The sequence below is a fragment of the Nisaea nitritireducens genome, from assembly GCF_014904795.1.
GTDB lineage: Bacteria > Pseudomonadota > Alphaproteobacteria > Thalassobaculales > Thalassobaculaceae > Nisaea > Nisaea nitritireducens.
The window spans coordinates 1-24,629 of record NZ_JACZFS010000066.1 but is presented as its reverse complement, the minus strand read 5'-3'; the positions used below and the strand labels follow the sequence as shown (position 1 = coordinate 24,629).

The 24,629-nt window shown below is 61.6% G+C and carries 23 protein-coding genes; 11 read left to right on the top strand and 12 right to left on the bottom strand.

Annotated features, from left to right (window positions below):
- The 3 genes from IG629_RS20530 to hemC form a co-directional block, all read right to left on the bottom strand.
- Positions 1 to 1,410, bottom strand: coding sequence for a COG4223 family protein (locus tag IG629_RS20530; protein ID WP_193173780.1), 1,410 nt, complete (start codon positions 1,408 to 1,410; stop codon positions 1 to 3).
- A gap of 100 nt (positions 1,411 to 1,510) precedes the next feature.
- Complete coding sequence (locus tag IG629_RS20525; RefSeq protein ID WP_193173779.1) at positions 1,511 to 2,239, bottom strand: uroporphyrinogen-III synthase; 729 nt, start codon at positions 2,237 to 2,239, stop codon at positions 1,511 to 1,513.
- The gene (hemC, locus tag IG629_RS20520; RefSeq protein WP_193173778.1) at positions 2,239 to 3,195 is read right to left on the bottom strand and encodes a hydroxymethylbilane synthase; all 957 of its coding nucleotides are present in this window, start codon (positions 3,193 to 3,195) and stop codon (positions 2,239 to 2,241) included. The genes IG629_RS20525 and hemC overlap by 1 nt, the downstream gene beginning before the upstream one ends.
- Before the next feature lie 25 nt (positions 3,196 to 3,220).
- On the opposite strand from hemC, the gene tsaD reads away from it, so the two are divergent.
- From tsaD to IG629_RS20505, 3 genes are read left to right on the top strand one after another with little or no spacing between them, the layout of a single operon-like run.
- Positions 3,221 to 4,309 (top strand): tRNA (adenosine(37)-N6)-threonylcarbamoyltransferase complex transferase subunit TsaD, encoded by a 1,089-nt coding sequence (gene tsaD / locus IG629_RS20515; protein ID WP_193173777.1) that lies wholly within the window; start codon positions 3,221 to 3,223, stop codon positions 4,307 to 4,309.
- A complete protein-coding gene (locus IG629_RS20510) occupies positions 4,306 to 5,328 on the top strand; it encodes an NAD(P)H-dependent glycerol-3-phosphate dehydrogenase (RefSeq protein ID WP_193173776.1) in 1,023 nt (340 codons plus the stop codon). The genes tsaD and IG629_RS20510 overlap by 4 nt, the downstream gene beginning before the upstream one ends.
- A gap of 14 nt (positions 5,329 to 5,342) precedes the next feature.
- Complete coding sequence (locus IG629_RS20505; RefSeq protein WP_028466747.1) at positions 5,343 to 5,762, top strand: EVE domain-containing protein; 420 nt, start codon at positions 5,343 to 5,345, stop codon at positions 5,760 to 5,762.
- 6 nt (positions 5,763 to 5,768) lie between these two features.
- Here IG629_RS20505 and IG629_RS20500 read toward each other — a convergent pair whose 3' ends face one another.
- From IG629_RS20500 to IG629_RS20480, 5 genes are all read right to left on the bottom strand, one after another.
- Positions 5,769 to 6,500, bottom strand: coding sequence for a DUF2306 domain-containing protein (locus IG629_RS20500; RefSeq protein ID WP_193173775.1), 732 nt, complete (start codon positions 6,498 to 6,500; stop codon positions 5,769 to 5,771).
- Between the two features lie 38 nt (positions 6,501 to 6,538).
- The gene (locus IG629_RS20495) at positions 6,539 to 7,717 is read right to left on the bottom strand and encodes an alpha-D-ribose 1-methylphosphonate 5-triphosphate diphosphatase (RefSeq protein ID WP_193173774.1); all 1,179 of its coding nucleotides are present in this window, start codon (positions 7,715 to 7,717) and stop codon (positions 6,539 to 6,541) included.
- 113 nt (positions 7,718 to 7,830) lie between these two features.
- Positions 7,831 to 8,160 (bottom strand): lipid-A-disaccharide synthase N-terminal domain-containing protein, encoded by a 330-nt coding sequence (locus IG629_RS20490; RefSeq protein ID WP_319025142.1) that lies wholly within the window; start codon positions 8,158 to 8,160, stop codon positions 7,831 to 7,833.
- Entirely contained in the window at positions 8,157 to 8,933 is a 777-nt protein-coding gene (locus IG629_RS20485; protein WP_319025141.1) for a glycosyltransferase family 2 protein, read from the bottom strand. Before IG629_RS20485 ends, IG629_RS20490 begins: the two co-directional genes overlap by 4 nt.
- Positions 8,934 to 9,030: 97 nt before the next feature.
- A complete protein-coding gene (locus tag IG629_RS20480; protein ID WP_193173773.1) occupies positions 9,031 to 10,665 on the bottom strand; it encodes an ArnT family glycosyltransferase in 1,635 nt (544 codons plus the stop codon).
- 158 nt (positions 10,666 to 10,823) lie between these two features.
- Between IG629_RS20480 and IG629_RS20475 the strand changes: the two genes are divergently transcribed.
- Together IG629_RS20475 and IG629_RS20470 are read left to right on the top strand one after the other, a co-directional pair.
- The gene (locus IG629_RS20475; protein WP_193173772.1) at positions 10,824 to 12,086 is read left to right on the top strand and encodes a TIGR04372 family glycosyltransferase; all 1,263 of its coding nucleotides are present in this window, start codon (positions 10,824 to 10,826) and stop codon (positions 12,084 to 12,086) included.
- Between the two features lie 101 nt (positions 12,087 to 12,187).
- Positions 12,188 to 12,685 carry a tetratricopeptide repeat protein gene (locus IG629_RS20470; RefSeq protein ID WP_193173771.1) on the top strand — a complete coding sequence of 166 codons (498 nt, stop codon included), beginning with the start codon at positions 12,188 to 12,190 and terminating at the stop codon, positions 12,683 to 12,685.
- Positions 12,686 to 12,689: 4 nt separating this feature from the next.
- Here IG629_RS20470 and IG629_RS20465 read toward each other — a convergent pair whose 3' ends face one another.
- The gene (locus IG629_RS20465) at positions 12,690 to 13,610 is read right to left on the bottom strand and encodes a LysR family transcriptional regulator (RefSeq protein ID WP_226886981.1); all 921 of its coding nucleotides are present in this window, start codon (positions 13,608 to 13,610) and stop codon (positions 12,690 to 12,692) included.
- A 124-nt stretch (positions 13,611 to 13,734) separates the two neighbouring features.
- On the opposite strand from IG629_RS20465, the gene wrbA reads away from it, so the two are divergent.
- Positions 13,735 to 14,334, top strand: a complete 600-nt coding sequence (gene wrbA, locus IG629_RS20460; protein ID WP_193173770.1) for an NAD(P)H:quinone oxidoreductase — start codon at positions 13,735 to 13,737, stop codon at positions 14,332 to 14,334.
- A 27-nt stretch (positions 14,335 to 14,361) separates the two neighbouring features.
- Positions 14,362 to 15,063 (top strand): pirin family protein, encoded by a 702-nt coding sequence (locus tag IG629_RS20455; protein ID WP_193173769.1) that lies wholly within the window; start codon positions 14,362 to 14,364, stop codon positions 15,061 to 15,063.
- 144 nt (positions 15,064 to 15,207) lie between these two features.
- On the opposite strand, the gene IG629_RS20450 is transcribed toward IG629_RS20455, so the two are convergent.
- The gene (locus IG629_RS20450; RefSeq protein WP_193173768.1) at positions 15,208 to 16,200 is read right to left on the bottom strand and encodes an NAD-dependent epimerase/dehydratase family protein; all 993 of its coding nucleotides are present in this window, start codon (positions 16,198 to 16,200) and stop codon (positions 15,208 to 15,210) included.
- Positions 16,201 to 16,512: 312 nt separating this feature from the next.
- Here IG629_RS20450 and IG629_RS20445 point away from each other — a divergent pair, with 312 nt between their 5' ends.
- Both IG629_RS20445 and IG629_RS20440 read left to right on the top strand, forming a co-directional pair.
- The gene (locus tag IG629_RS20445) at positions 16,513 to 20,001 is read left to right on the top strand and encodes an indolepyruvate ferredoxin oxidoreductase family protein (protein ID WP_193173767.1); all 3,489 of its coding nucleotides are present in this window, start codon (positions 16,513 to 16,515) and stop codon (positions 19,999 to 20,001) included.
- 69 nt (positions 20,002 to 20,070) lie between these two features.
- Positions 20,071 to 20,841 carry a DUF3750 domain-containing protein gene (locus tag IG629_RS20440; RefSeq protein WP_193173766.1) on the top strand — a complete coding sequence of 257 codons (771 nt, stop codon included), beginning with the start codon at positions 20,071 to 20,073 and terminating at the stop codon, positions 20,839 to 20,841.
- Here the strand turns inward: IG629_RS20440 and IG629_RS20435 are convergent.
- A complete protein-coding gene (locus IG629_RS20435; protein ID WP_193173765.1) occupies positions 20,838 to 21,929 on the bottom strand; it encodes a helix-turn-helix domain-containing protein in 1,092 nt (363 codons plus the stop codon). The genes IG629_RS20440 and IG629_RS20435 overlap by 4 nt on opposite strands.
- 426 nt (positions 21,930 to 22,355) lie before the next feature.
- Here IG629_RS20435 and IG629_RS20430 point away from each other — a divergent pair, with 426 nt between their 5' ends.
- Positions 22,356 to 22,883 carry a DUF4347 domain-containing protein gene (locus tag IG629_RS20430; RefSeq protein ID WP_193173764.1) on the top strand — a complete coding sequence of 176 codons (528 nt, stop codon included), beginning with the start codon at positions 22,356 to 22,358 and terminating at the stop codon, positions 22,881 to 22,883.
- Between the two features lie 435 nt (positions 22,884 to 23,318).
- Here the strand turns inward: IG629_RS20430 and IG629_RS20425 are convergent, their stop codons facing one another.
- Positions 23,319 to 24,401, bottom strand: a complete 1,083-nt coding sequence (locus IG629_RS20425) for a hypothetical protein (RefSeq protein ID WP_193173763.1) — start codon at positions 24,399 to 24,401, stop codon at positions 23,319 to 23,321.
- 19 nt (positions 24,402 to 24,420) lie between these two features.
- Here IG629_RS20425 and IG629_RS20420 point away from each other — a divergent pair.
- On the top strand, positions 24,421 to 24,629 hold a 209-nt coding region (locus IG629_RS20420; RefSeq protein ID WP_193173762.1), incomplete at its 3' end, for a hypothetical protein.

Genomic DNA, 24,629 nt, shown 5'->3' with positions numbered 1-24,629 from the left:
TTACCCCGCTTCCGCAACGGAAGCCAACGCGGCACCGCGCAGACGGGCGACAGCCTGATCGACCGCCACACGTGCCTTCGCCGCCGCAATCCAGCCGGATGCCCGTTCCGCCGGAGCGCCGGAGAGCTCTTCAAGTGCAGTAACGGCGCCGGCAAGGTCTCCGGCTTTGACTGCGCTTTCGGCCCGCACCAAGATCGCATCGACGCCCGGCCCTTCGGCCACATCGGTGCGCCTGATGGTCACCAGTGAGGCAACCGTATTCAACGTCTTGCCGACCAGCCCCTCATCGCTTCCCGCCAGCTTCGCCTGACTGACCGCCTTGGCGAGATCGTTGAACCGTTGGCTGAGCGAGGTCACGGATTCAACGCCGCCACCATGTCCCTCAAGCACAGAGAGAGCCTCCACCGTCTCGACGGGCTCTCCGATGACCAGATCCTTCACCGATGCGAGTTGCGCCGCGAAGCTGCCGGAAGTCGACGTCGCCGCTTCGAGTTGTCCGACCGCGAGCAGCAGCAGGCCTGCGCGTTCACGCTGCGGAGCCCGCTTCTCGGCAAGTTGACGAACCGTCTCCAGATCCGCTTCCAGCCCGGCAATACGCGCACCCGCGCCGCTTTCCGCTGTCTCGATCCGGCTTGTCACCGTTTCAAGATCCGACGGAGCAACAGTCTCGCGTGCTTCCAGGGAAACAATCCGTTCCCGGAGAGAGCCTATCAGATTGAGCAAGGCCTCGTTGACCGCAGCGGCCTCCGAGCCTCCTTCGGCAGCGGCGGCAAGCGGCCGCGCCTCCAGCCCGTCCAGCCGTTGCTCCAGACGCTCCAGCCGTGCGGCGAGAGCAGTCACCACCTCTTCATCGGGCTGTGGACTGGCCGCGATCGCCGCAGAAGTCTCGGCAGCGCTTTCGGCCGCGGACTGCGCCGCCTGTGCGGTTTCCGCGAGAGTGCCTAATTTGGTTTCCAGACCATCCAGACGGGTCGCCAGAACCGTCAGTGGATCGACAACCGGCTCAGGTGCCGGTTCAGGGGCAGGCGAAACAGCCACCGTTCCCGTGTTTTCATCGGGTGCAGCGTCGGAGGTCTCGCCCTGAAAGAAAGCGATGACATCATCGACCGTTCCATAAAATTCATTGTCCGGCACTTCCGGGAGGGCGAGCGGCAGACCGCTCTGGCTCACCAATGCATCCGCCCTGTCCCGCCAGAGCGGGTAGAGCGCTGCAGCCACACCGCCGGCAATGATCACCAGCAGGATCAGGAACCCGATCAGCTTGGTGCGCAAGGAAAGGCCCGACTTTTTCGCAGCGCCATCCGCGGAATCTTCGGAGACCCGCGTCGGCTCAACGTCAATAACGGTTGCGTCCTCAACATTGGTCTCACCGGCATTCTTCTCGCCGGTCTGGCTTTTCGGATCGGTCATACGTCAGATCTTCCAAACTCAGCGGCACGCAGCGCACCGCCTCAGATTTCAGCCCTTCACCATCGAAGCACCAAGGCGCCGAAGATTCAGCAAATATTTTTTAGGCATCTTTGTGACATGGGGCCGCAAGCAGGGCGAGTAAATCCCCTTTGGTCGGCTTTGCCGCGATGCGGACGGCCGCCCATGGCATTGTAGAGACGGCATCCGCAACAGCGTCGCTGAGGCAATATGCCGTCATCTCGTCGCAGAATGACGCGAGCCCGGCCTGTTCGACAAGAGAGATGAAGGTTCGTCCCGCCCGCGGCGAGAAAAACAGCACGCCCTGAATTTCCCCGGCGCGTATCTGAGCCTCGACATCGCGGGCCAGAATCCGCTCGGGAACGCCTCGATAAGCGATAATTCGCCGCAGGTCGAAACCATCCGCAGACAGCGCGCCCTCGATATCGCCGGCGACAATTTCAGCGCTCAGGAAAATCAATGGTCCGGCGGCAGGATCAAGCCGGCTTCGGGCAAGCGCCGCAAGATCGGCAGCATCGCCATCCGCGCTTTCAACAGACTCGAACCCGAGATACGCCAGTCGCTCCGCCGTAGCCGCGCCCACCGCCAGAACCGGAACAGTGCGACTTTCCGTATACCGTGCCAGCGCTTCGGCACCGTTGCGGCTGGTGATCAGATAGGCCTGTACTGGATCTTCGGCCTCCGCCAGCGGATTGAAGAACTCAAAAGACAGCATCGGGGCGAGAACGGCATCGATATCGCAGCCCAGAAGTTCCGCCTGCAACGCCAATCCATCCTCGATCGCCCGGGTGACGAGAACGCGCACCGCCACTACACCTTGTAGTCCGGTCCGGCCTGCGCAATCAGCGCCTCGCCAACAACCAGGCCCAGCGCGGCAGGATCGTCCGCGCTGCCAACTTCCTCGGCAAAGAACAACGCACTGCCGTCAATCGCCGCGAGCTGGCCGCGCAACCGCAGCTTTCCGCCCGGCAGCAGTTCCGCGAGACCGGCAATCGGTGTGCGGCAGGAACCGTCGAGCCGGGCCAGCATGGCCCGTTCCGCCGTCACCCGGATCTCGCTCTCCCGATCATTGATGCCGCGCACCCAGTCCAGAATGCGCTTGTCGCCGTTTTTCTTGCCGGAACGGCACTGCACGCCGATAGCGCCCTGCGATACTGCCGGCAGCAACTCTTCCGGCTCCAGAACGCAAGTCGCCTTGTCCGCCAGACCGAGGCGGCTAAGCCCTGCAATAGCCAGCATGGTGGCATCGCAAACACCTTCATCGAGCTTGCGCAGACGGGTCTGGAGATTGCCGCGATAGAGGATAATCTTGAAATCGGGCCGCTTGTGCAGGAGCTGGGCAGCCCGGCGCACCGACGCGGTGCCGATGACCGCGCCTTTGGGCAGATCCTCAATACGGGTCGCGATCCGGGAAATCAGCGCATCGCGCGGATCCTCGCGCGGCAGGATCGCGGCCAGCTCCGTACCCTCCGTCAGGAAAGTTTCCACATCCTTCAGGGAATGCACGGCGATATCGATACGGCGCTCGATCAGGGCCGCCTCGATTTCTTTCATGAACAGACCCTTGCCGCCGATCTCGGCCAGCGCGCGGTCCTGCACCTTGTCCCCGGTGGTCTTGATGACCACGATCTCGACGGCACCGTCCGGTGCCAGCTCCGCATGAGCCTCGCCAAGACGGCGTTTGGTCTCATAGGCTTGCGCCAGAGCCAGCTTGGAGCCACGGGTTCCGAGACGGATCAGGGGGGCTGCTTTCGACTGGTGTTCCATGGGCCGACTGTGTAGACCGGTGCGCATGGCATTGGAAGAGCAAACAGCCCCGTCCGGAACCCCGCTCGTTCTCGGGATCGAGACCAGTTGCGACGAGACCGCCGCGGCGATTGTCGATGGCGCCGGGACTGTGCACGCCAATGTCGTCTTCAGCCAGATCGAGGATCATGCCCCCTTTGGCGGCGTCGTACCGGAAATCGCCGCACGCGCCCATCTCGACCATCTGGAGCCGGTGATCGCCCACGCGCTGGAAGAAGCCGGTCTCGATTTTGACGAGCTGGACGCAGTCGCGGCAACGGGCGGGCCTGGCCTGATCGGCGGCGTGCTGGTCGGCACCATGACAGCCAAAGCCATCGCCATGGCACGCGGCATTCCCTATCTCGCCATCAATCATCTGGAAGCCCATGCGCTGACCGCACGGCTGACCGACAAGGTCGCCTTTCCCTATCTGCTGCTGCTGGTCTCGGGTGGGCATTGCCAGCTCATCGCGGTCGAAGGCCTCGGCCGATACCGCCGCCTCGGCACCACCATCGACGATGCGGTTGGCGAAGCCTTCGACAAAACCGCCAAACTGCTCGGCATGGGCTATCCCGGTGGCCCGGCGCTTGAGAAAGCCGCGACGACCGGACACCCGGGTCGGTTCGATTTACCGCGTCCGATGGTCGGCAAACCCGGCTGCGACTTTTCCTTCTCCGGTCTTAAAACCGCCGTGCGGCAGAAAGTCGAAGCCATCGCCGCGCCGACGCAACAGGATATTGCCGATATCGCCGCCGCGTTTCAGGAAGCCGTCGCGGGCAGTCTGGTGAACCGCTGCCGCAATGCCATCCGTACTTTCAGCGAAGAACATGGCACAGGCCATGCTCTCGTCGTTGCCGGCGGTGTCGCGGCAAACCAGCGAATTCGGACCGCGCTGTCGGAGCTTGCCGAAAAGTCCGGCATGAGTTTTACCGCCCCGCCTATCGCACTCTGCACCGACAATGCCGCCATGGTGGCCTGGGCCGGTATCGAACGCCTGCAGGCCGGGGAAAGCGATCCGCTGAGCTTCGCGCCGCGTCCGCGCTGGCCGCTTGATCCCGGCGCTCCAAAGGCAATCGGTGCGGGAGTGAAAGCATGAGTATCGACACTATCGCAGTGCTCGGCGCCGGTGCGTGGGGCACGGCTTTGGCCCTCGCCGCCCAGCGCGCAGGGCGAAAAACCGTTCTCTGGACCCGCCGCCCGGAGCATGCAGAAGCCATGTCCCGGACCCGTGAAAACACGAAGTATCTTCCGGGCATCGCCCTGCCACCCGCTCTAATGGTGACCAGCGACCCGGCCGAAGCCGTTACAGGCGCCGATGCGATACTGCTGGTAATCCCGGCACAGCATATGCGCGGGGCTCTTGCCGGCTTCGACATTCCGGCCGGTGTCCCGCTTATCTCCGCCGCCAAGGGGATTGAGCTTTCCACCGACAAGACAATGAGCGCAGTGCTGCAGGAGCTCCTGCCCGATAATCCGGCCGCCATGCTCTCCGGCCCGAGTTTCGCGAGCGAGACCGCCGCAGGAAAGCCGACAGCCGTGACCCTGGCGGCAGCAGACCGCGACCTGGCCTTGCAGCTGGTGGAAGCGCTCGGCACCGATACCTTCCGGCTCTATGCCTCCACCGACATTGCCGGCACCGAAGTCGGCGGTGCGGTGAAGAACGTGCTGGCCATCGCCGCAGGAATCGTCAGCGGCATGGGCATGGGCGAAAATGCCCGCGCCGCACTGATCACACGGGGGCTGGCGGAAGCCACCCGGTTCGCGGTCGCCCTCGGCGGCAGGACCGAAACCCTGATGGGGCTGTCCGGCCTCGGCGATGTGATGCTGAGCTGTTCCAGCACCAGCTCCCGCAATTTCTCGCTCGGCAGGCGTCTTGGCATGGGTGAGCGGCTGGAGGATATTCTCGGCTCCAGCCAGTCCGTCGTGGAAGGCGTTCATACCGCCGCCGCGCTGATCCGCCGGGCACGCGCCCTTTCAGTCGAGATGCCGATTGCCGAAGGTGTGGATGCGGTCTTGAACCGCGGCATCGATCTCGGCACGGTAGTGCATGAACTTCTGTCCCGGCCGACCGGCTGGGAAATGCCGGGCGCATCGGCGTCCAAGCCATCTGAGTGAAGGAGACACCGTCAATGGCCTACTGGTTGTTCAAATCCGAGCCGAATACCTGGTCCTGGGACGATCAGGTAAAAAAGGGCGCGGAAGGCGAAGGCTGGGACGGGGTGCGGAACTATCAGGCCTCGAACAACATGAAGGCCATGAAAGTCGGCGATCTCGGCTTCTTCTACCACTCGGTCAACGAGAAGCAGATCGTCGGCATCGTGAAGGTGATCGAGGAATATCACCCGGACCCGACCGACGCGAAGGGCCGGTTCGGCATGGTGACGGTCGAGGCCGTGAAGCCGGTGGTGAAGCCGGTAACCCTGGCGGACGTGAAGGCTGAGCCCCGGCTGGAAGATCTGGCACTGGTGCGTCAGTCCCGCCTCTCCGTCGTGCCGGTCAGCGAGGAGCAATGGAAGATCATCATGGAGATGGCGGAAACGCCGCTCTGAGGGCGGTTAGATCGCGTCTTCCTCGTCTTCGTCCGGCATCTCGAACAATCTGACATCCGCAACAGTCTCTGGTGCCGCGCCGCCGGAAAATTTCCGTTTGTAATATGCCACCCAGAGAATGATCGCGGCAGTGCCGATGAGTGTCGGTGCAAGCCAGCGCGCGAGCGGCGGTACCATATCGCCGGTATTGACGAGAAAAGCCGTGACCGAGGCGATTGTGCCGCCAAGCATCCGGGTCATGTGGGTGAAGAACCATGCGCGCGGGTTTTTCGGCGGAGAGCGGAACCGCTTCAGATCGAAAAACGCCATAAGACTGCCGACGGTGCCAAGCACGACAAGTACCGGCGCCATAGGTTCGGTGTACCAATAGACACCGCCATAGGTCGCCATCGCCGAGCAGGCGATCATAGTGAACTGGGCGGCGCCCTTATCCAGTGCCCCGACCCGATAACGCGGATCGAGAGATGCCGAAGGCTTTTTCAAGTAAAGCGCCCGGTAGCCGCTCAGCACCATGTAGAAACTGAAGATTGCAACCGTCATCAAAAAGAGGTCGTTGGTGGCAAGGCTGAGCCATACGGCACTCGCGAATACGACCGCCATCGACAAGACATAAAGCTTCCCGGCAAGCCGGTGCAGGCGCCGGCCCTTTGGCGCCGCGATAGCCAGCGCGGCGGTCACAAGCGAAACCGCCCCGAAGGCGACATGAAGCATCAAAGAGAACGAGGGCTCAGCATCCATAATTCAGTCTGGCACCGCTCGCGGTCTTTGGGGAAGCGTCAAACCGGAAACAGTTCCGGCAGCGCGGCAACCCGGTACGGCTCGGACGCGTAGGACAAAGCACCGTTCACCACGGCGAAATCCACCTTCGGTAAAGCCTTGTCGCTGTCATCGACCACGATCATGTCCGCGCGTTTGCCGACCGCGATGACACCGCGATCATCCAGACCGCCGACCTTGGCGGGGCCAGCCGAGACCAGACCCCACGCACTGCCCAGGGGCAGCACGCCATCTGCGGCAAGCTTGAATGCGGCGTGGAACTGGGCCGGATAGTAATAGTCGGAGATCAGGTAATCGCAGAGCCCCTCCTCGATCACCGAGAGGGCGGAAACATTGCCCGACGCACTGCCGCCACGCAGGGCATTCGGCGCCCCCATGCCAACCGGATTACCCAATGCCCGGGCCGCTCTCGCTGTTTCCAGATTGACCGGGAACTCGGCGATCCGCGCACCCATCGCGTTATAATGCTGGCGCAGCTCCGGCGTATCGTCGTCGTGGGAACCGGTCGGCACGCCGACCTGACGCGCGAGCTCGGCGATCCGACGCACTGTTTCCTCAGCTTCGTCCTCACGGGCGCGGCGGGCACGGACCTCGGCCCGGAAATCGTCGAAAGTCATGCCAAGCTGATGCGCCCAGCGCTGCATCTTGTCCGGTGTCTCGCGCAGGGACTGCTCGAACTGCGGCAGATGATCGTTGAACACCAGCATCGAGACACGACCGTCCTCAAGCCAGCGCATCGCGGTTTCCTGCTCCTCGATGGCGAAGGTCTCGAACCGGAGATGGAATTGAAGATCCGCCCCGAACCGTTTCCGGCCTCGCTCGATCGCCGTGAGAATTTCTTCGGCGGTCTTGGAACTGCGGATGCCACCTTCCCAGCTCACCCCCTGAGCAAGAAAAGCCGTAGTGATGCCGGAAGAGAGAATCGAGCGGTCCGCGTCGATCAAAGCGATATCGATGGGGAAATGCGTGCCGGTACGCGGCATCAGACTGCGCTCGTAGCCGTCTCCATGCAGATCGATGATCCCCGGCAGCACGAGCCTGTCATCGAGATCGAATGCACGCCCGGTAACCGCACCCGTACCGATCGCCTGAATCACTCCGCCTTCGATAAGGATCTCGGTTTTCTCTACCGAACCATCCTCAAGCAGAACACGGGCATTAACCAGGGAAACAGACATGGGACCTCGAACGGGCTGGACTTCGTAAAAGAGGGAATGTGTCCCCTCATTTCATGACAGCAGAATGACAAACGGGAAGAAAAGTTCCCGCTGCGATCCGAAGCCGGTCCGGCTCAGTCGTCGCCGCCCGCGTCTTTCGCAACCGCCATACCCATCCGCTTCTCGCGGTGGATAAGGAAAAGGTTGCGGATATAGACAATGAGGCCGGTCGACTGACCGAGAATGAATACCGGATCCTTACGCCAGATCGCATAGATCAGCATCATGATACCGCCGGCACAACTGAAGTACCAGAAGGCGACGGGAATCACGCTCTTGCGGCCGATCTCGCTGGAGACCCACTGCACCAGGAAGCGCGCCGCGAACAACGCCTGGGCAACAAATCCGAATGTGAGCATGACCATCTCTTCAATAGAGAGGTCGAAGAAGGCATCCAGGTTCACTGATCGATTTCTTTCGCTTTGAGGCCGCCCGGACTCCGGCGCAGCAACCAGGCCACGCCCAGCAGGTCGGGGATGCCAACCAATGCACGGCCGAAATTCGAATACTTCGACTGACCGTGCTGACGGTGGCGATGGTTTACCGGAACGACGTGGACCGCGCAATTCTCGCGTTTCGCCAGAGCCGGCAGGAAGCGGTGCATGTGATCGAAATACGGGAACCGCAGGAAGGTTTCCCGGGCGTAGAGCTTGAGGGAGCAGCCGGTATCCGGATTGTCGTCCTTCAATAGCGCGCGCCGGAGCTTGTTGGCATATTTCGACGCCACCCTCTTGGAGGCGGTGTCCTGCCGGTTGACCCGGTGACCGGTGATCATGACCGGCTGCTCCATCGTCGCAGTCTGCCGGTACTTCTCCAGCAGCTTCGGGATATCGGCCGGATCGTTCTGCCCGTCGCCATCCAGCGTGGCGATGATCTCGCCCCGCGCGGCGGTGACGCCGATTCGAAGGCCCGCGCTCTGCCCGCAGGTCCGGTCATGCCGGATCACCCGGAGATGCGGGCGGTCTGCCTTCAGGCGCCGCAGGATGTCCGGCGTCTCGTCGCTGCTGCAATCGTCGATATAGATGATCTCGAAGCCGCAGACGTCGGTCAGCGCCGCCTCGATCTCGCCAACCAGCGGCGCGATATTCTCGGCTTCGTTCAGGACCGGAACGATGACGGACAGCAAGGGCGGCACGTCGGCGCCTGCCTCGGGACTGGAAACACTTGAATGCGGCACGTCGGCCCTTTCGAAAATGCCTGTCTCTGCGGTTCTTTAAGGTGTGGGGACGCCCCGATCAACCGCCAAGGACGGGACGCTGATTTGTCGCAGGCGCCTAACGGCGTGCGGCACGGTAAAGCGTGATGGTAACCGGATCGCCCCGGGAATAGTTCAGCCCCTTGATTGTAGCACCGGCCTCCGGCTGGAGACCGAGGATTTCCGCTTCCGTCATGAATGCCTCACGATGCCTGGCTTCGACCAGCACGACACCATCACGGATCGCGTCAAGATATCGGGCCGCCTGCTCTCCGCTGCCATGCCTTGTCTCAGTACCAAGCAGAAAGACCGCGCTCGGCTCGCCGAAGCCAGCAATGAACACCGGTGAGGATCGATCGGGAGACGCCTTGGAAACAGCGTCGGCGAGACGGGTAGAGACCCAAAGCGGCTGAAGGGCGGGCAGTGCGGCAACGAAAATCAGCACATAGAGTCCCGCCGCGCCGATGACCGCAGCCGTCAGGGCAGACCGCACGTCTCCACGCCAATAGGCAAAGGTGGAGAAGAGCGCGACCGCCAGAGCAGCAGTTCCAGCGCTCCAGAACGCCGCCTCCGGTATTGCCAGTGTGAGCGGTTCTATCAGGAACAACGGGCTGCCCAGCAGCCCGACCGCGAGCACAATCCCGAGAAGCAGCCAGATGCCACCCCAGACCTTGCTCCAGCGACGCGAGAGCTGACCGGCAATGGCTCCTGTATCGGTGACAGCCATCGCTGTCAGGATTGCCAGTGCGGGGAATATCGGCAGGGTGTAATGCGGCAGCTTGGTCGGGATCAGCTCGAACATCAGCCAGACCGGCAGAGCCCAGCAGATCAGAAAGCGGACCGGTTTCTCGGCCCGGTTCAACCAGGCTCCGGCAACGGCCACCGGGAGGAAGAGCGACCCCGGCCAGAAAGTCAGCGCGATAATGGCGAGGTAATAGCCCGGCGGCATGCCATGGCTTTCGACGCCGCCGCCGACCTTGTTCAGCATGTCTTCGACCACTGCCTTTTGCAGGAAGTGGCCGTCCGACTGCACGATGATTGCTATGAACCAGGGCAGCGTGACCGCCAGCATCAGCGGAATGCCGATGAGTGGACGGAGCGGCTTGGCCCAGGCAAGGGTCCGGTCCCACGCAGCAAGCCCGGCAACAGTCGCAACGGCCGGCACCAAAGCGACAGGCCCCTTCAGCATCACCCCGGCCCCGAGCGCGAGCCAGAACAATGGAAAATGATGGCGGCGCCGCTCGCCCCGATAAAGCGCCGCCAGGACATATTGCCCGGCCGTGATCGCGGCGAGCAGCATCGCGTCTGTCTTCGCGATATGCGCTTCCGCCGTCAGCAAAATACTGGAGGCCAGCACCCCCGCCGCGACAATGGCGACAGATCGCGAAGCCAGAGTAGAGGCAGTCAGATAGGTGAAGGTAACGGCCAACACAGCGCCCAGCACGGATGGCAACCGGTAGGCCCAGAGCGCGGTTTTATCGCCGCCTGCGAACAGTTGCACCGAGGCAGCCTGCATCCAATAGATCAGCGCCGGCTTCTTGTAGCGCGGGTCTTCCTGGAAGCGGATATCGACATAATCACCCGTCTCCAGCATTTGCTTGGAAGCCTGCATGAAGCGTGGCTCATCCCGGTCAAGCGGCGGCGTAGTCGCGAGGCCTGGCAGGTAAAGAGCCAAAAACAACGCCGCAAGGGCAATGGCGTGTCGGAGAGGCATACAGACTGTTACCGGACGGAGAACGCTAAAGCGCTGTGTATAGCGCCACATTACTACGGTTGTGTGAGCATTCCCAATGTAGCGGCATCTCTAACTGTCATCACACGACGCTCCGGGCTAGACTCGCCTCACACTAATGACGAATGGACTCCGGACCGATGACCGAGAGCAAACCGGAAGTCGCCTCGGTCGGTCTCGACGCAGCAAAAGAGATTTTTTCCCAGGCCAACCTCCAGAGTCTCGTGGAGATTGTCGGACCGCTGATGCAGCGCGGCGGGCAAACGCTCGCCTACATGCTCCCCGCGGCCTCCCGGATTGGGCATATGTGTCTGGAGCCTTTTTATCTCGCCAATCTCTTCGGCGAGAGCCATCCGAACATCGCGGCCATCATTCACGACCACAGGTTTCAGGGACATAGCCGGGGCGTCAGGCGCCTGCATGAATCACGGATCGACTTCCTGGAGACCATGAACCGCAAGCTGGTCATGATGGGCCACTTCAATGCCGGCACCATGGATATCGGACCGCTCACCTGGGCGATGATTTCCCCAAGTGCCCTGTTTCGCGATTTCGTCCTGCACCTGGAAGCCGGCAACCCTATCCGGCATCTGACGCCACCGGCAGACCTGCTCGCGGAGGGCGCCAGTCTGCTGGCCAAGATGGGCTACGACGATGACCGCCCGGCAGTCGTCTTGCATGTCCGCGACACCGGATACCTGCCTGAAATGGGCTACCACCACTTCCGCGCCAACCGGATCGAAAACTATCTCCCGGCCATCGATCACCTTGTCAGTGAGGGTTACAGAGTCTTCCGACTTGGCGACCGCACCTCGGTGCCGCTGAACCACGAAAGTCCGCTGGTGGTCGATCTGCCGCATCACCCGGACTACGCCGACATTCTGGACGTCTGCTGCTTCGCACAGGCTCGTTTTGCCATCACCTGCTCCTCCGGCCCGGAAGCAATCGCCCGCATCCTCAACACACCGATGGTGATGGTGAACGGCTACAGCCAACCGGACCACTGGGTGAACACCAGGGACCTGTTGTTGTTCAAGACATACCGGAACACGGAGAATGGCGCTCAGATCGGGTATGACGAGATGCTGGCACGCGACCTCTTCCTGCAGAACACGGTCGAGGGATTCGCGCGGGCAGGCGTTGCGCTGGAGGACAACAGCCCGGAGCAGATCCTGTCGGCGGTCAAAGAGATGGAGGAGAGACTGGACGGATCTTTCGAGGCCGACGGATCTCTTGATGCACGGTTTCGCGAAATGTCACGGGCCCATCTGGAGCGCTACAGAGCGAATCTGCCGGAAAAAGGCCCTGACGAGCAGGACCGCTTCGAAACCTATGCCTACGCCCTGCCTTGGGCCAATTACAGCCAATCCTTCATGATGGATAATTCCTGGTTCCTCAGGTAGGGAACAGACCTAAGCGCCGCGCCACAATCTCGCCGGTTTGCAGAACAACTATTAGGTCCAGGAGCTTCTCCCGCGCGTATCGCCGGAGAATATGTTGGGAGATGATGACGATGGTCCGTGCCAGCCTGCCGATCCTGATCGCTTTTCTCGTCGTCCTCGGGGGGAGCGCAGCAAATGCGGTGTTCCCGGAAAGCGGGGACAGTGAGATAGAACGGCCGCCGATTTACTATTCCGGCATCAAGGCCATCGAGGACGGCGACTACGCCAAGGGCCTCGAGATCATGCAGTCTTTCGTCGACGAGGATCCGAAAGACGCCGATGCCTGGGCGCTGATCGGCTTCAGCCTGCGCAAGACCAAACGCTATGTCGATAGCGAGCACGCCTATCAGAAGGCTTTGGAAGCCGACCCGAAGAACCTCGCGGCGAATGCCTATGCGGCGAAACTCTATCTGGAAACCGGCCGCGTCCGGGAAGCGGAACAGAAACTCTCCGTGCTGGACGCTTTGTGTGCCGCCGGGAAAGGCTGCGAGGAGCGGCAACGGCTTGCCGGAATGATCGAAGCCTACAAGAAAACCGGCAAGGTCAGCTCGGACTGGTAAGCCTTCAGGTCAGCCCCAGTCCGCCATCCCATTCGGGGTTATCACGGAATTTCTTGCGCAGGAAATCGATGAAGACGCGCACCTTCAACGGCAGGTTCCGCGCGTTCGGGTAAAGCGCGTAGAGCCCGATTGGCGCGGGGGCAAAGTCGGACAGGATCTGTTGCAGGCGCCCTGCCCGGATACTGTCTCCGGCAATGAAGGTCGGGATCTGGGCAATGCCGCCCCCCTGCTCCGCCATGCTCAGTATGGCATCGCCGTTATTCATCAGCATGCGGGGCGTGATGCGATGCTGCTGGGACCGCCCCTCGATCCGGAAATCCCAAGCCGCCCCTTCATTCAGGTAGCTGTAGGCGAGATGTTCATGCTCCGCGAGCTTGCCCGGGTGTTTCGGCTCTCCCCGCTTTTTCAGATAATCAGGAGACGCCACCGTAACCAGCCGCGCCGGGCAGAGCTTGCGGGCGATCAGCGTTGAATCCTCAAGCCGGCCAATCCGGACCGCCACGTCGTAGCCCTCTTCGACCAGATCTACCCGGCGGTCGTTCAACACCAGCTCCATGCTGAGTTCGGGATATTCGAACAGAAAATCCGGCAACACCCGCGCGAGATGCAGGCGCCCGAAGGACACCCCTGCGCTGATCCGGAGACGCCCGCTCGGGTTCGATTGCAGGGACCCCGCCTCGCGCTCCGCTGCATCGACTTCCGCTACAATGCGCTGGCACCGCTCGTAAAGCAGGGTTCCGGGCTCGGTCAGGCTGAACCGGCGCGTCGTGCGGTTGAGAAGACGCGTGCCGAGATGGTCTTCCAGCGCGCTGATCTGCTTGGAGACCGAGGATTTCGAGATACCGAGGCTGCTTGCCGCCTTCGAAAAACCGCCCTCATCGACGACTTTCGCAAACACCACCAGTCCGGTCAGATTATCCAGCATCTCGCCTACTCACAGTTTCTTATGGGAAACAAATTTTTTCATTTTACCCCGATTGTTCGAATCAACCAATACCCCCAGTTTCCAGATCGAAGCGACGACACAACCCCGTCGCGGGAGACACATCATGACGAAACTTCTCGTTCTTTATTATTCATCCTACGGCCATATCGAAACCATGGCCGACGCGGTCGCCAGGGGCGCCTCCGCTGTCGATGGCGTCGAGGTTACCGTGAAGCGCGTTCCCGAACTGATGCCCGACGACGTTGCCAAGAATGCCGGGATCAAGCTGGACCAGGACGCACCGGTCGCGACACCCGCCGAACTTGCCGACTATGATGCGATCATCTTCGGCACCCCGACCCGGTTCGGTAACATGGCGTCGCAGATGCGCAACTTCCTCGACCAGACTGGCGGCCTCTGGGCCAAGGGAGCGCTGGTCGGCAAGGTCGGCAGCGTCTTCACCTCCACCGGCACTGGCGGCGGTAACGAGTCGACCATTCTCACCACCATCCCGACGCTGATGCATCACGGCATGGTCATTGTCGGCCTGCCTTATGCCGCCGAAGGCCTTACCAACATTTCCGAAGTCCGCGGCGGCTCCCCCTATGGCGCGGCCACGATCGCTGGGCCCGACGGCAGCCGCCAGCCGAGTGAGCTGGAACTTTCGCTCGCGGAATATCAGGGCAAGCACGTGGCAACCATCGCGGCGAAACTTGCCGGCTAACTCACACACCAGACAGGAGTGGGCACAATGATTGATGTCAGACACTTCGACTCGCTCGGCTCGGCCCAATTCGGCTGGCTGAATGCCCACCATCATTTCAGTTTCGGCCAGTATCATGACCCGAAGCGCATGGGCCTCGGCCCACTCCGGGTCTGGAACGACGACACCATCAAGCCGAAAACCGGGTTCGATCCGCATCCGCACAAGGACATGGAAATCATCACCTATGTCCGCAAAGGGGCGATCACGCACAAGGACCGGCTCGGCAACGAAGGTCGGACTGTCGCGGGCGACGTGCAGGTGATGCATGCCGGTACCGGCATCGTACATGCGGAATACAATCTGGAAGACGAAGAGACCCAGATCTTCCAGATCTGGATTCACCCGGACCGAACCGGCCACGAGCCGGGCTGGGGCTCACGGAGTTTTCCGGAAACGTCTTCAGGCAGCTTCACAGCCCTCGCATCGGGCCGCGCTGAAGATAAAGCAGGCAACGCCCTGCCGATACATCAGGATGCCGCCGTCCTCGGCGCCAAACTGAAGACCGGCAAGGAAGTGACCTACAGCTTCGGCGCCGGACGGCAGGGCTATCTCGTCTCGACCGATGCCCCGGTAGAGGTCAATGGTGCGTTCGCCGAAGCGCGGGATGGCGTCGTCATCTCAGGCGAGGACAAGATCACCATCCTGGCCCTCGGCGACACCGACATCGTCATGGTCGACGTCACCTGAACATACCTTTCTGCTCATCCCCGCGCTGGCAGGGATGAGTTTTTTTGAAGTGTGAAAGCTTCCCCACCCCGTCATCCCTGGGTCCCCATTTGCATGGGGATGACGATTTGAGTTTGGGGAACAAGAGGAGCGAAATCCCCCCTCTCAAATACCGTGATATTTCCGGTACCAGTCGACGAAGGCGGGAATGCCTTCTTCGATCGGGGTACTCGGTGCGTAGCCGAAATCTTCTGATGCCGGGTCGATGTTGGCGTAGGTGGCGTAAACGTCGCCCGCTTGCATCGGCTGCATGTCCATGATCGCCTCGACGTCGCAGGCTTTTTCGATCACCCGGATATAGTCCAGCAGCTTCACCGGCTTGTTGTTGCCGATATTGTAGACCTTGTGCGGGCAGGCCTCGCCGTCGCCCGATGGCGGGGTGTCGAGCGCGCCGACGACACCGGCGGCGATGTCCGCGATATAGGTGAAGTCGCGCATCATGTCGCCATTGTTGAAGACCTTGATCGGCCGGCCTTCGAGGATGGCGCTGGTGAACAGCCAGGGAGACATGTCCGGACGGCCCCAGGGACCGTAAACCGTGAAGAAGCGCAGGCCGATGGACGGCACCCGGTAGAGATGAGCGTAGGAATAGCTCAGCAGCTCGTTCGCTTTCTTGGTCGCGCCATAGAAGGAGACCGGGCTGTCCGTCTTCTGGTCTGTGCTGAACGGCATCTCCTTGTTGGCGCCATAGACCGATGAAGAGGAGGCATAGACGAAGCTCTTGCAGCCGCCGGGACGGTCCATCAGGCCGCGCACGAATTCCAGCATGTTGGAATGGCCGACAAGGTTGCTGCGGACATAGTCGCCCGGATGGTCGATGGAATAGCGCACCCCGGCTTGCGCCGCGAGATGCACCACCCGGTCGATATCGGGATAACGCGCCGTCAGGCCCATCACCGCGTCCGTGTCAGCGATTTCCAGCTCCTCGAACGTGAAACCGTTGCGGCCTTCGAGGTTTTTCAGCCGGGCCTGCTTCAAGGCCGGATCGTAGTAGCTGTTCAGATTGTCGATCCCGACAACACGCTCGCCGCGGGCCAGCAACAGCTCCGCCACATGCATGCCGATGAACCCTGCGGCGCCAGTCAGAAGTACCGTCATAAGTCTCTTCCGGGTCGGTGAAAGCCGGGAAATTCCGAGGCATCTTATGCCGGAAGGAATCAGGGGCGCCAAGCACCGGAAACAGGAATTTCACATTCGGCAGCTCGTGATCGAAGCATACTTTTCATTTCGCGCGGGCTTGGATTAACGAAAAACTGCGTCGTTCTGTCACGTCACAACGTCGATTTCTTGCGTTTTTGCACAGCGGCTCCGGCACAGATTGCCGCGCCCCCGATGCAGGCATACCTTAATTACAAATGAAACAAATGGAGTGCCGTGACAATCGGCACCCAGAATTGCCGGGGAGATATCATGACGGCACTCAAGCCCGTCTCGCTCGACGACAAATACGCCCTCGACCGGGGGCGGGTCTACATGACCGGCATCCAGGCGCTCGTGCGCGTGCCCATGGCACAGCGACAGCGCGATGCGGCGCGCGACCTCAACACCGCCTGCTTTATCTCAGGCTATCGCGGCTCGCCGCTCGGTACCTTCGACATGCAGCTCTGGCGTGCCCGGGAGTTTGTGAAGAAGAACCATATCGAGTTCCAGCCGGGCCTGAACGAGGATCTCGCCGCCACAGCCGTCTGGGGCAGCCAGCAAACCGGGCTCTATCCCGGCGCCAAGTATGACGGCGTGTTTTCCATCTGGTACGGCAAGGGCCCCGGTGTCGACCGGTCCGGCGATGCCTTCAAGCACGCCAACTTCGCCGGCACGTCGAAACATGGCGGCGTCCTGGCGATCGCCGGTGACGACCATGTCGCCAAATCCTCCACCATCCCGCACCAGAGCGAATATGCCTTCATGGATGCCTGCATTCCGATACTGCATCCGGCCGGCGTGCAGGATGTGCTGGATTACGGGCTTTACGGTTTTGCCATGTCCCGGTTCACCGGCTGCTGGGTCGGGCTGAAGGCGACCGCGGAGAATATGGACAGCTCCGCCTCCATCGATATCGACCCGCTTCAGCTCGAAATCGTGACCCCCGATGATTTCGCCATGCCTGAAGGCGGTCTGAACGTGCGCTGGCCGGATCCCTGGCTGGAGCAGGAGGAACGGCTGCATAGCCACAAGCTGCCCGCCGTGCTTGCCTTCGCCCGGGCCAACCGCCTCGACAAGCTGATGCTGGACAGCCCGAAACCGCGGATCGGCATCATCACCGTCGGCAAGTCCTATCTCGATGTCCGTCAGGCGCTCGACGATCTCGGTATTTCCGACGCAGAGGCCGCCGATCTGGGTCTGCGGATCTACAAGGTCGCCATGCCCTGGCCCCTGGAGCCGCAGGGACTGAAGGAATTCGCCGCCGGGCTCGAGGAAGTTTTGGTGATCGAGGAGAAGCGCCCGCTGATCGAGGATCAGGTGAAGCAGATCCTGTTCGACATCGCCGATCGGCCGCGCGTCATCGGCAAGAAGGACGAAACCGGCGCGACCATCATGCCGACAAACGGCGAGCTGTCCGCCAGCAGCATCGCCCGGCTGCTTGCCCGGCGCGTTCTGAAGCTTCAGGACCATACCCGCCTGCGCGACCGGCTGAGCTTCCTTGAGGATCACGCCAAGACCGCGCTGAAGCCGGTGACCGACTTCCAGCGCATCCCCTATTTCTGCTCCGGCTGCCCGCACAACACCTCGACCAAAGTGCCGGATGGCAGCATCTCCTTCGCCGGCATCGGCTGCCACTTCCTGGCAAGCTGGATGCCGCACCGGGAGACCAAGACCTTTACCCAGATGGGCGCCGAGGGCTCACCATGGATTGGCATGGCGCCCTTTACCGAACACAAGCACATGTTCGTCAATCTGGGCGACGGCACCTATACCCATTCCGGCGTTTTGGCGATCCGTGCCGCCGTCGCCGCGAACGTGAACATCACCTACAAGATCCTCTACAACGACGCGGTCGCGATGACCGGCGGCCAGCCGGCGGAAGGCGCCTTTTCGGTGCTGGAGATCGCCAACCAGGTCGCCGCCGAACGGGTCGCGGCCCTGCGCATCATCACCGACGAGCCGGATAAATATCCGCTCGGCACCGACTGGCCGGATTTCGCCACTCTGCACCACCGGGACGAGTTGGATGCCGTGCAGAAGGAACTGCGCGAGACCGAAGGCGTCACCATCATCCTCTACGATCAGACCTGCGCCACCGAAAAGCGCCGCCGGCGCAAGCGCGGTCTGCTGCCGGAGCCGGAAAAACGGCTGTTCATCAATCAGCAGGTCTGCGAAGGCTGCGGCGATTGCGGCGTGCAATCCAACTGCGTCTCGCTGACCCCGGTCGAAACCGAATTCGGCCGCAAGCGGGCCATCGACCAAAGCTCCTGCAACAAGGATTATTCCTGCGCCAAGGGCTTCTGTCCGAGCTTCGTCAATGTTGTCGGTGGCGGCATCCGGAAGAAAACCGGCGCGCAGCCTGAAGCATCGACCCGTACCGATATCTTCCCGGTTCTGCCGGAGCCTACGCTCCCGGCGCTGGATCATCCCTACAACATCGTCGTTACCGGCATCGGCGGGACCGGCGTCGTCACCATCGGCGCCCTGCTCGGCATGGCCGCGCATCTGGAAGACAAGGGCGTCACGGTTCTCGACCAGATCGGCCTCGCCCAGAAGAACGGCTCCGTCGTCACCCATGTCCGGCTCGCGGCGAAACCCGAGGACCTGCATGCGGTCCGGATCGCCGCCGGATCGGCCAACCTGCTGCTGGCCTGCGACATGATCACGGCGGTCGGTGTGGACAGCCTGTCCAAGCTCAGCCTCGGCGACACCACCGCCATCGTGAATATCCAGCAGACCATGAACGGCGCCTTCACCCAGAACCCGGATCTGCAATTCCCGGCCGAAGCAGTGAAAGCGGCGCTCAAAAGCTCCTGTGGCGAAAACTCGACCCACTTCCTCGATGCCAACCGGATCGCTACCGCCCTGCTCGGCGATAGCATCGCCTCCAACCTCTTCATGCTCGGCTATGCCTACCAGCTCGGCCAGGTGCCGCTGACAAGCGAAGCCATCCTCAAAGCGGTCGAGCTGAACGGGGTCGCGGTCGAATTTAACAAGAAGGCGTTCCTCTGGGGCCGCCGGGCCGCGCACGATCTCGCCACAGTCGAAAAGGCCGCCGCGCCGGTCGTAGAGCCGCCGAAACATCTCGGTCTGTCCGCCACTCTCGATGAGACCATCGAGCGGCGCATCACAGAGCTCACCGCCTACCAGAATGCCGGCTATGCCGCGCGCTATGCCGGGCTGGTCGAAACGGTCCGGGCGGCCGAGGAACGGGCCATGCCCGGCTCCGAAAAACTGTCCAAAGCCGTTGCCCGCTATGCCTACAAGCTGATGGCCTATAAGGACGAATACGAGGTCGCCCGGCTCTATACCGATCCGGCCTTCCGGCAGCAGCTTGACGAGCAGTTCGACGGAAAGTTCAAGCTTGAAGTAAATCTGGCACCACCTCTCCTCGCCCAACGCGACCCGGAGACCGGGGAGCTGAAAAAGCGCGCCTATGGGCCGTGGATCTTCACCGCCTTCGGCCTGCTCGCGAAGCTCAAGGGACTGCGCGGGACCGCCTTCGATCCGTTCGGCCGGACAGAGGAACGGCGCACCGAACGCCGGCTGATCGAGGAGTATTTCACTGACATGGAAGAGGTCGCCCGCGGCCTTTCCAGCGAGAACCACACCGCCGCCGTCACCCTCGCAACCGTCCCGGAACATATCCGTGGCTATGGCCATGTGAAGGAACGGCATCTGAAGAATGCGGCCACGCGCCGCGAGGAAGCCCTAGAGGCTTTCCGGAATCCCGCGGCAACCCGCGATGCAGCGGAATAAAGCACCCGGCCGGTCCCGTCATGACGGGACCGGCCTTGCATCTCATGGCCCTCGCCCCATTTCATCCTGATGGCGCACGTCAGGACTGTCTTCAAACGCATCACTTTATTCGGTCTGGTACTGGTCGGCTTTCTCGGCTTACCGCTGGCTGCCAGCGCGGTCGGGAAATGGGCGGAAGGCCCAACGCACTGGAGCCAGGCACGGCGAGATTCAGCTGAAATCGCACCATCACCCGAAACGACACCGGAAGCCGTGGTTCACATCTATGCCGCCCGCGCCTGGAGCTGGCGCGGCATCTTCGGTGTCCATACCTGGATCGCCGTCAAGCAGCCCGATGCCGCGCACTACACCCGCTTCGAAGTGATGGGCTGGCAACTGCGACATTCCAATACCGCCGTGCGGGCCACCAACGGTAATCCGGACGGCTACTGGTTCGGCTCGAAGCCCGATCTGCTGCGGGAGATTCGGGGCGCGGAAGCCGAGGCCCTGATCCCCCGCATCTTCGCCGCCGCGAAAAGCTATCCTCACGCGAGCACTTATCGGGTCTGGCCCGGCCCGAACAGCAATACCTTCACCGCCCATATCGCCCGGCAGGTTCCGGAGCTGCGGCTCGACCTGCCGCCAACCGCTGTCGGCAAGGACTTCATCCCGGAAGGTGGCATATTCGCAGAAACGCCGAGCGGTACCGGCTACCAGGTCTCGTTCTTCGGCCTCGCCGGCCTGATGCTGGCGTTGGAGGAAGGCGTGGAAGTGAACGTGCTCGGGCTGACGCTTGGCATCGACTTGAAGAACCCGGCCCTGAAACTGCCCGGCGTCGGCCGGGTTGGGATGCAGGACTAGGAGACGGCCGCGATAAAATTGCGGCTCGATGCCCCGAGTTCCCTGGACCATCGCTGCATGATCTCAACATCTGAGAGACCACCTTCGTCACCTCCCTTGAACAGCACATTTCCATGCGCGGCATGGCTTCTGGCCGCTTCGCGGGCTTCGCTTGGCGACATGCCGAAGTGATCCCGGAACCGGGTGGAAAAATGGCCGGCATTAACGAATCCGTATTCGAGCGCGATATCAAAAACACCGCGTTCGATATTGGCCGGCGCGGCCAATGCCTTGAAAACAAGCATCAGTCTCCGGCTCTGGATGTAGTCGCGCACACCGCCTTGTGCTTTCAGTATCCGGTAGAGCGTCGCCCGGGACATCCGGAAATGAGCGCATATCCTCTCAACGCCGAGGCCGGGATCTCCCAAATTCTGATCGATATATCTCTGCAAGGCAGTGAGCACGCCTGACTGCGCCTCTATGGAAGAAGGATCGCCAGCCGTGACCAGGGCCCGCAACAGGCCCATCAGACTTTCGGTCAGAACCGGCGCATCGCTGGCGGACGTGCCCGGCATGGTCGTGCGAAGAAGATGGAAAAAACCGGCGAGCAGTTTCCCCGAGGTCGTATCGCCGTCAAACATCAAGCCGCGCGCTTCTGCCAATGCCGGCAGATCTTCGATCACCCGGTCCCGCGGCAGGATGATGGAAAGCACTTCCGCATCGGAACAGAATGCATCCACCTCATATCCAAGATTGACGGCATAGACCCCGTTCGTATCGAGCGTGAAGTCTGTGCCGCCGTTCTCGCAGCGGTTCCGGCCGCTGATATAGAGCTGCAGACCGATGTGATCGGAATCGTCATTCCGGCGCACCCAGGAAGTGTCCCGGACAAATTTCTGCCCCGAAAACTTCGTGTCCATGAACAGGAAGCCACTGGCATTGTACATGTGGATTTCCGGCACCTGCGGCGGATTGCGCGGATCCGCAAGGGGGACGGACTCAAAATAAGGCGCGATCGCCTGCCGCCAATGCCAGAACAGCTCTTCCGGCGGCAACATGCCAGGCAAGAGAGATAATGACGGAATTCGTGCTTCTGTTTCTAACGCCATTCCGCTTTTCCGAAATCGCGCGCTGCACCACCGATTGCGCAACGAGGCTCGGGTAATCAATACAACGAGATGAGACATCTACAAAAAGATATTGAGACAGCCGGGAAAGCAGCCTGACCCCGGCCTCGATACCATCTTGGTAGAAGGCTACGGCCTTATTTTAGCGCCTACAGACCTGTGTATGTAGAAGCACAGACAGGTCGGAGCAAAGAACAGCAACTCGGATCGGTCTTGGCTGCATCACGCACCTCAAAAGACCGATCCCCTCTTCCAGGCAGAAGGCCTGCGGAACGGACAGATGGGCGACACGAGTTTCAGAATTTCGTTGCCCTGCGCGGCACCATTGCATGCGTTGGGATATCTCGAACCGGGTCACCACCGAAGGCGCAATTTCTGGCCTACGACTTCTACGCTTCTCAGCGAGACATGCAGCTCCGCACCTTCACCACATTCGCCGAAAGTCAGGCACGCCCGGTCATGACACGCCCCGAAACCATTCTGTTCGTCGATTCCTCCGTCCGATATGCGCCTCTTCTGGTGGAGGGTCTCGATCCGGATACCAAGGTGCGTCGGCTGACGTCATGGGGGGACCCGCTTTCCCAAATCGCATCCGTCGTCAGCCTCGCCGCGCCGGTCGGCCAGATTGCCATCCTGACCAATGGCAGCCCGGGAACGTTCACGCTTTCGGGGCACCGCATCAATCGGAACACGCTCGTCTTATGCGCCGACACGCTGGCCATAATCCGCGCGGCACTGGCGCCCGGCGCGAACATTCTCCTCATGGCTTGTTCGACCGGCGCGCACCGTGCGGGGCGCGAGTTCACGGCTGGACTGGAAGCCCATCTCGGCGTGCCGGTCCATGCGTCGGAAACCGACCTCGGCGCGGACGCCGGCTGGCGCGGACTGGCGGCGGCAGCGACCATCTTCGCCCCGTCCGCGCTGGCGTCTTATTGAGCGGTGGAGGCAGCGCCTTCCTGTTCCCGTCATCCCTGCGGACGCAGGGACCCAGCGATGACGGGCGGTGCTCTATGATCCCTGGGTCCCCACTTGCGTGAGGATGACGAAGAGAGAGACTGCGTACACTACCCGCCGCACCGTATCTTCGACCGTGTTATCGTAACCGACCCATGAGAACTCGCTAAGTCCCTAAAGCATTGTTATCCCGGCCCCGAGCCGGGACCTTTTTGATAGTAGAGCGGATAGGATCGTAGGGTGAGAGAAACGGTCGGAAGGTCCCGGATCAAGTCCGGGAGAACCGTTTGGATGGCCATTCTTAAAGCGGTTTGAACGGGCATTCTTGCCGTTGTCATCCCTGCGGACGCAGGGACCCAGCGACGGGGGACGGCCCTCTACGGTCCTTGCCCCGCGCCTGCGTGAGGACAAACCCAGTCAAATATCGACAATGTCCGATTGTTCCGCGAACTCTTCCACCCGCTGCACCGTGTCTTCAACAGTCTGATCACTGTCTATCCATTTTCCGATCTTGCTTCCAACTGCATCGCCGACTGGCCCAGTAGCACGCCAACCGACATTCACAACGCAAACGGCAGCACCGATTATAAATATCCCAAGAGCCACTTTTACGCTTGATTTAAGGAAGACGTCTGAATTCCGAATGATCCAATTTAAATCCAGGTTCTTAATGGGGCTTCTGTTGATCGAGACCCACGGGTCCTCAAACACGCGAGAATGCCAGTCTTCGGGATTCAAATCGTATCCCGAGTCCTGAACCGCCTCAGCCAGCCACCCCCTAATTGTGCTTTCTGCCGCCACCGCCACTTGGCCAGGTTCATCTATGACGACCGCGTTCTCGAATTCCATATGCTTCAGGAACTCATCGAGGTTGAATGGTTTGTTTGTCTGTTTCCACGGCGGGATCGTCACCGCACGGATCACCAGCTGCGGGTTTCCGCGCCCCCTGATCTCATTCCAAAGGGTTGCGCTAGCTTTAAGGCTCGGGTTTCTTCTCGGAATCTTCAAGCCCGGCTGCGCAGATTTGGAAGCGGTGGGCTTAGAACTCACCTCATCCTTCGCGATACCTTGCAAAGAGTTTCCATAATAGGGATCTATACTGTCGTCGATCTCCGGATCTGCATCACCCCCACCTGATGATCCGCCGATCCGTTCTTCCACCTCAGGCGTTGAAGTCGCAGGGTCTTGATGGACTCCATCTTCGCCAGCTTCCGATTGCTCGTCCACTGACACTCGCTCCCGATATTTCGCCTCGATCTCTGCGATCAGCGCGTTGACATGCGCCGCGCCCTTGTCCCACTCCTCGTCCGGAATCAGGGCGCGTTCGACCTCCAACTCCTCGATCAGGGGGCGGGAGCGGGGATCGTCGGCGCCGCGCAGTCGGTCCTCGTACCATTCGGTCCAGACGGACCAGTTGGGATCGAGATCGCGCAACAGGTCGCTGAGCTGCGCCCAATCCTCCCCTATCTCGTCCGGTATGGTATCCGGCCAAAGCGGCATCCGGCAGAGCGCAGCGGCCGTGATTCCGGACTCGATACCGGCGGCGTCGGCGGCGTTGGCAGCGTTGGAGGCGGCGGCGGCGAAGGCTCTGGCGGCAGCGAAGGCTCTGGCGGCGGAGGCTCTGGCGGCGGCGGCGGCGGCGGCGGCGGCGGCGGCGGCGGCTCTGGCGGCGGCGAAGGCTCTGGCGGCGGAGGCTCTGGCGGCGGAGGCTCTGGCGGCGTCGGCGGC

What these genes read in the sequence shown, in the direction of transcription:
- IG629_RS20530 (WP_193173780.1), bottom strand. Translation starts at nt 1,410, where the DNA reads ATGACCGATCCGAAAAGCCAGACCGGCGAGAAGAATGCCGGTGAGACC.
- hemC (WP_193173778.1), bottom strand. Translation starts at nt 3,195, where the DNA reads ATGGAACACCAGTCGAAAGCAGCCCCCCTGATCCGTCTCGGAACCCGT.
- tsaD (WP_193173777.1), top strand. Translation starts at nt 3,221, where the DNA reads ATGGCATTGGAAGAGCAAACAGCCCCGTCCGGAACCCCGCTCGTTCTC.
- IG629_RS20510 (WP_193173776.1), top strand. Translation starts at nt 4,306, where the DNA reads ATGAGTATCGACACTATCGCAGTGCTCGGCGCCGGTGCGTGGGGCACG.
- IG629_RS20505 (WP_028466747.1), top strand. Translation starts at nt 5,343, where the DNA reads ATGGCCTACTGGTTGTTCAAATCCGAGCCGAATACCTGGTCCTGGGAC.
- IG629_RS20500 (WP_193173775.1), bottom strand. Translation starts at nt 6,500, where the DNA reads ATGGATGCTGAGCCCTCGTTCTCTTTGATGCTTCATGTCGCCTTCGGG.
- IG629_RS20495 (WP_193173774.1), bottom strand. Translation starts at nt 7,717, where the DNA reads ATGTCTGTTTCCCTGGTTAATGCCCGTGTTCTGCTTGAGGATGGTTCG.
- IG629_RS20480 (WP_193173773.1), bottom strand. Translation starts at nt 10,665, where the DNA reads ATGCCTCTCCGACACGCCATTGCCCTTGCGGCGTTGTTTTTGGCTCTT.
- IG629_RS20475 (WP_193173772.1), top strand. Translation starts at nt 10,824, where the DNA reads ATGACCGAGAGCAAACCGGAAGTCGCCTCGGTCGGTCTCGACGCAGCA.
- IG629_RS20470 (WP_193173771.1), top strand. Translation starts at nt 12,188, where the DNA reads ATGATGACGATGGTCCGTGCCAGCCTGCCGATCCTGATCGCTTTTCTC.
- IG629_RS20465 (WP_226886981.1), bottom strand. Translation starts at nt 13,610, where the DNA reads ATGCTGGATAATCTGACCGGACTGGTGGTGTTTGCGAAAGTCGTCGAT.
- wrbA (WP_193173770.1), top strand. Translation starts at nt 13,735, where the DNA reads ATGACGAAACTTCTCGTTCTTTATTATTCATCCTACGGCCATATCGAA.
- IG629_RS20455 (WP_193173769.1), top strand. Translation starts at nt 14,362, where the DNA reads ATGATTGATGTCAGACACTTCGACTCGCTCGGCTCGGCCCAATTCGGC.
- IG629_RS20450 (WP_193173768.1), bottom strand. Translation starts at nt 16,200, where the DNA reads ATGACGGTACTTCTGACTGGCGCCGCAGGGTTCATCGGCATGCATGTG.
- IG629_RS20445 (WP_193173767.1), top strand. Translation starts at nt 16,513, where the DNA reads ATGACGGCACTCAAGCCCGTCTCGCTCGACGACAAATACGCCCTCGAC.
- IG629_RS20440 (WP_193173766.1), top strand. Translation starts at nt 20,071, where the DNA reads ATGGCGCACGTCAGGACTGTCTTCAAACGCATCACTTTATTCGGTCTG.
- IG629_RS20435 (WP_193173765.1), bottom strand. Translation starts at nt 21,929, where the DNA reads ATGGCGTTAGAAACAGAAGCACGAATTCCGTCATTATCTCTCTTGCCT.
- IG629_RS20430 (WP_193173764.1), top strand. Translation starts at nt 22,356, where the DNA reads ATGCAGCTCCGCACCTTCACCACATTCGCCGAAAGTCAGGCACGCCCG.
- IG629_RS20425 (WP_193173763.1), bottom strand. Translation starts at nt 24,401, where the DNA reads ATGCCGCTTTGGCCGGATACCATACCGGACGAGATAGGGGAGGATTGG.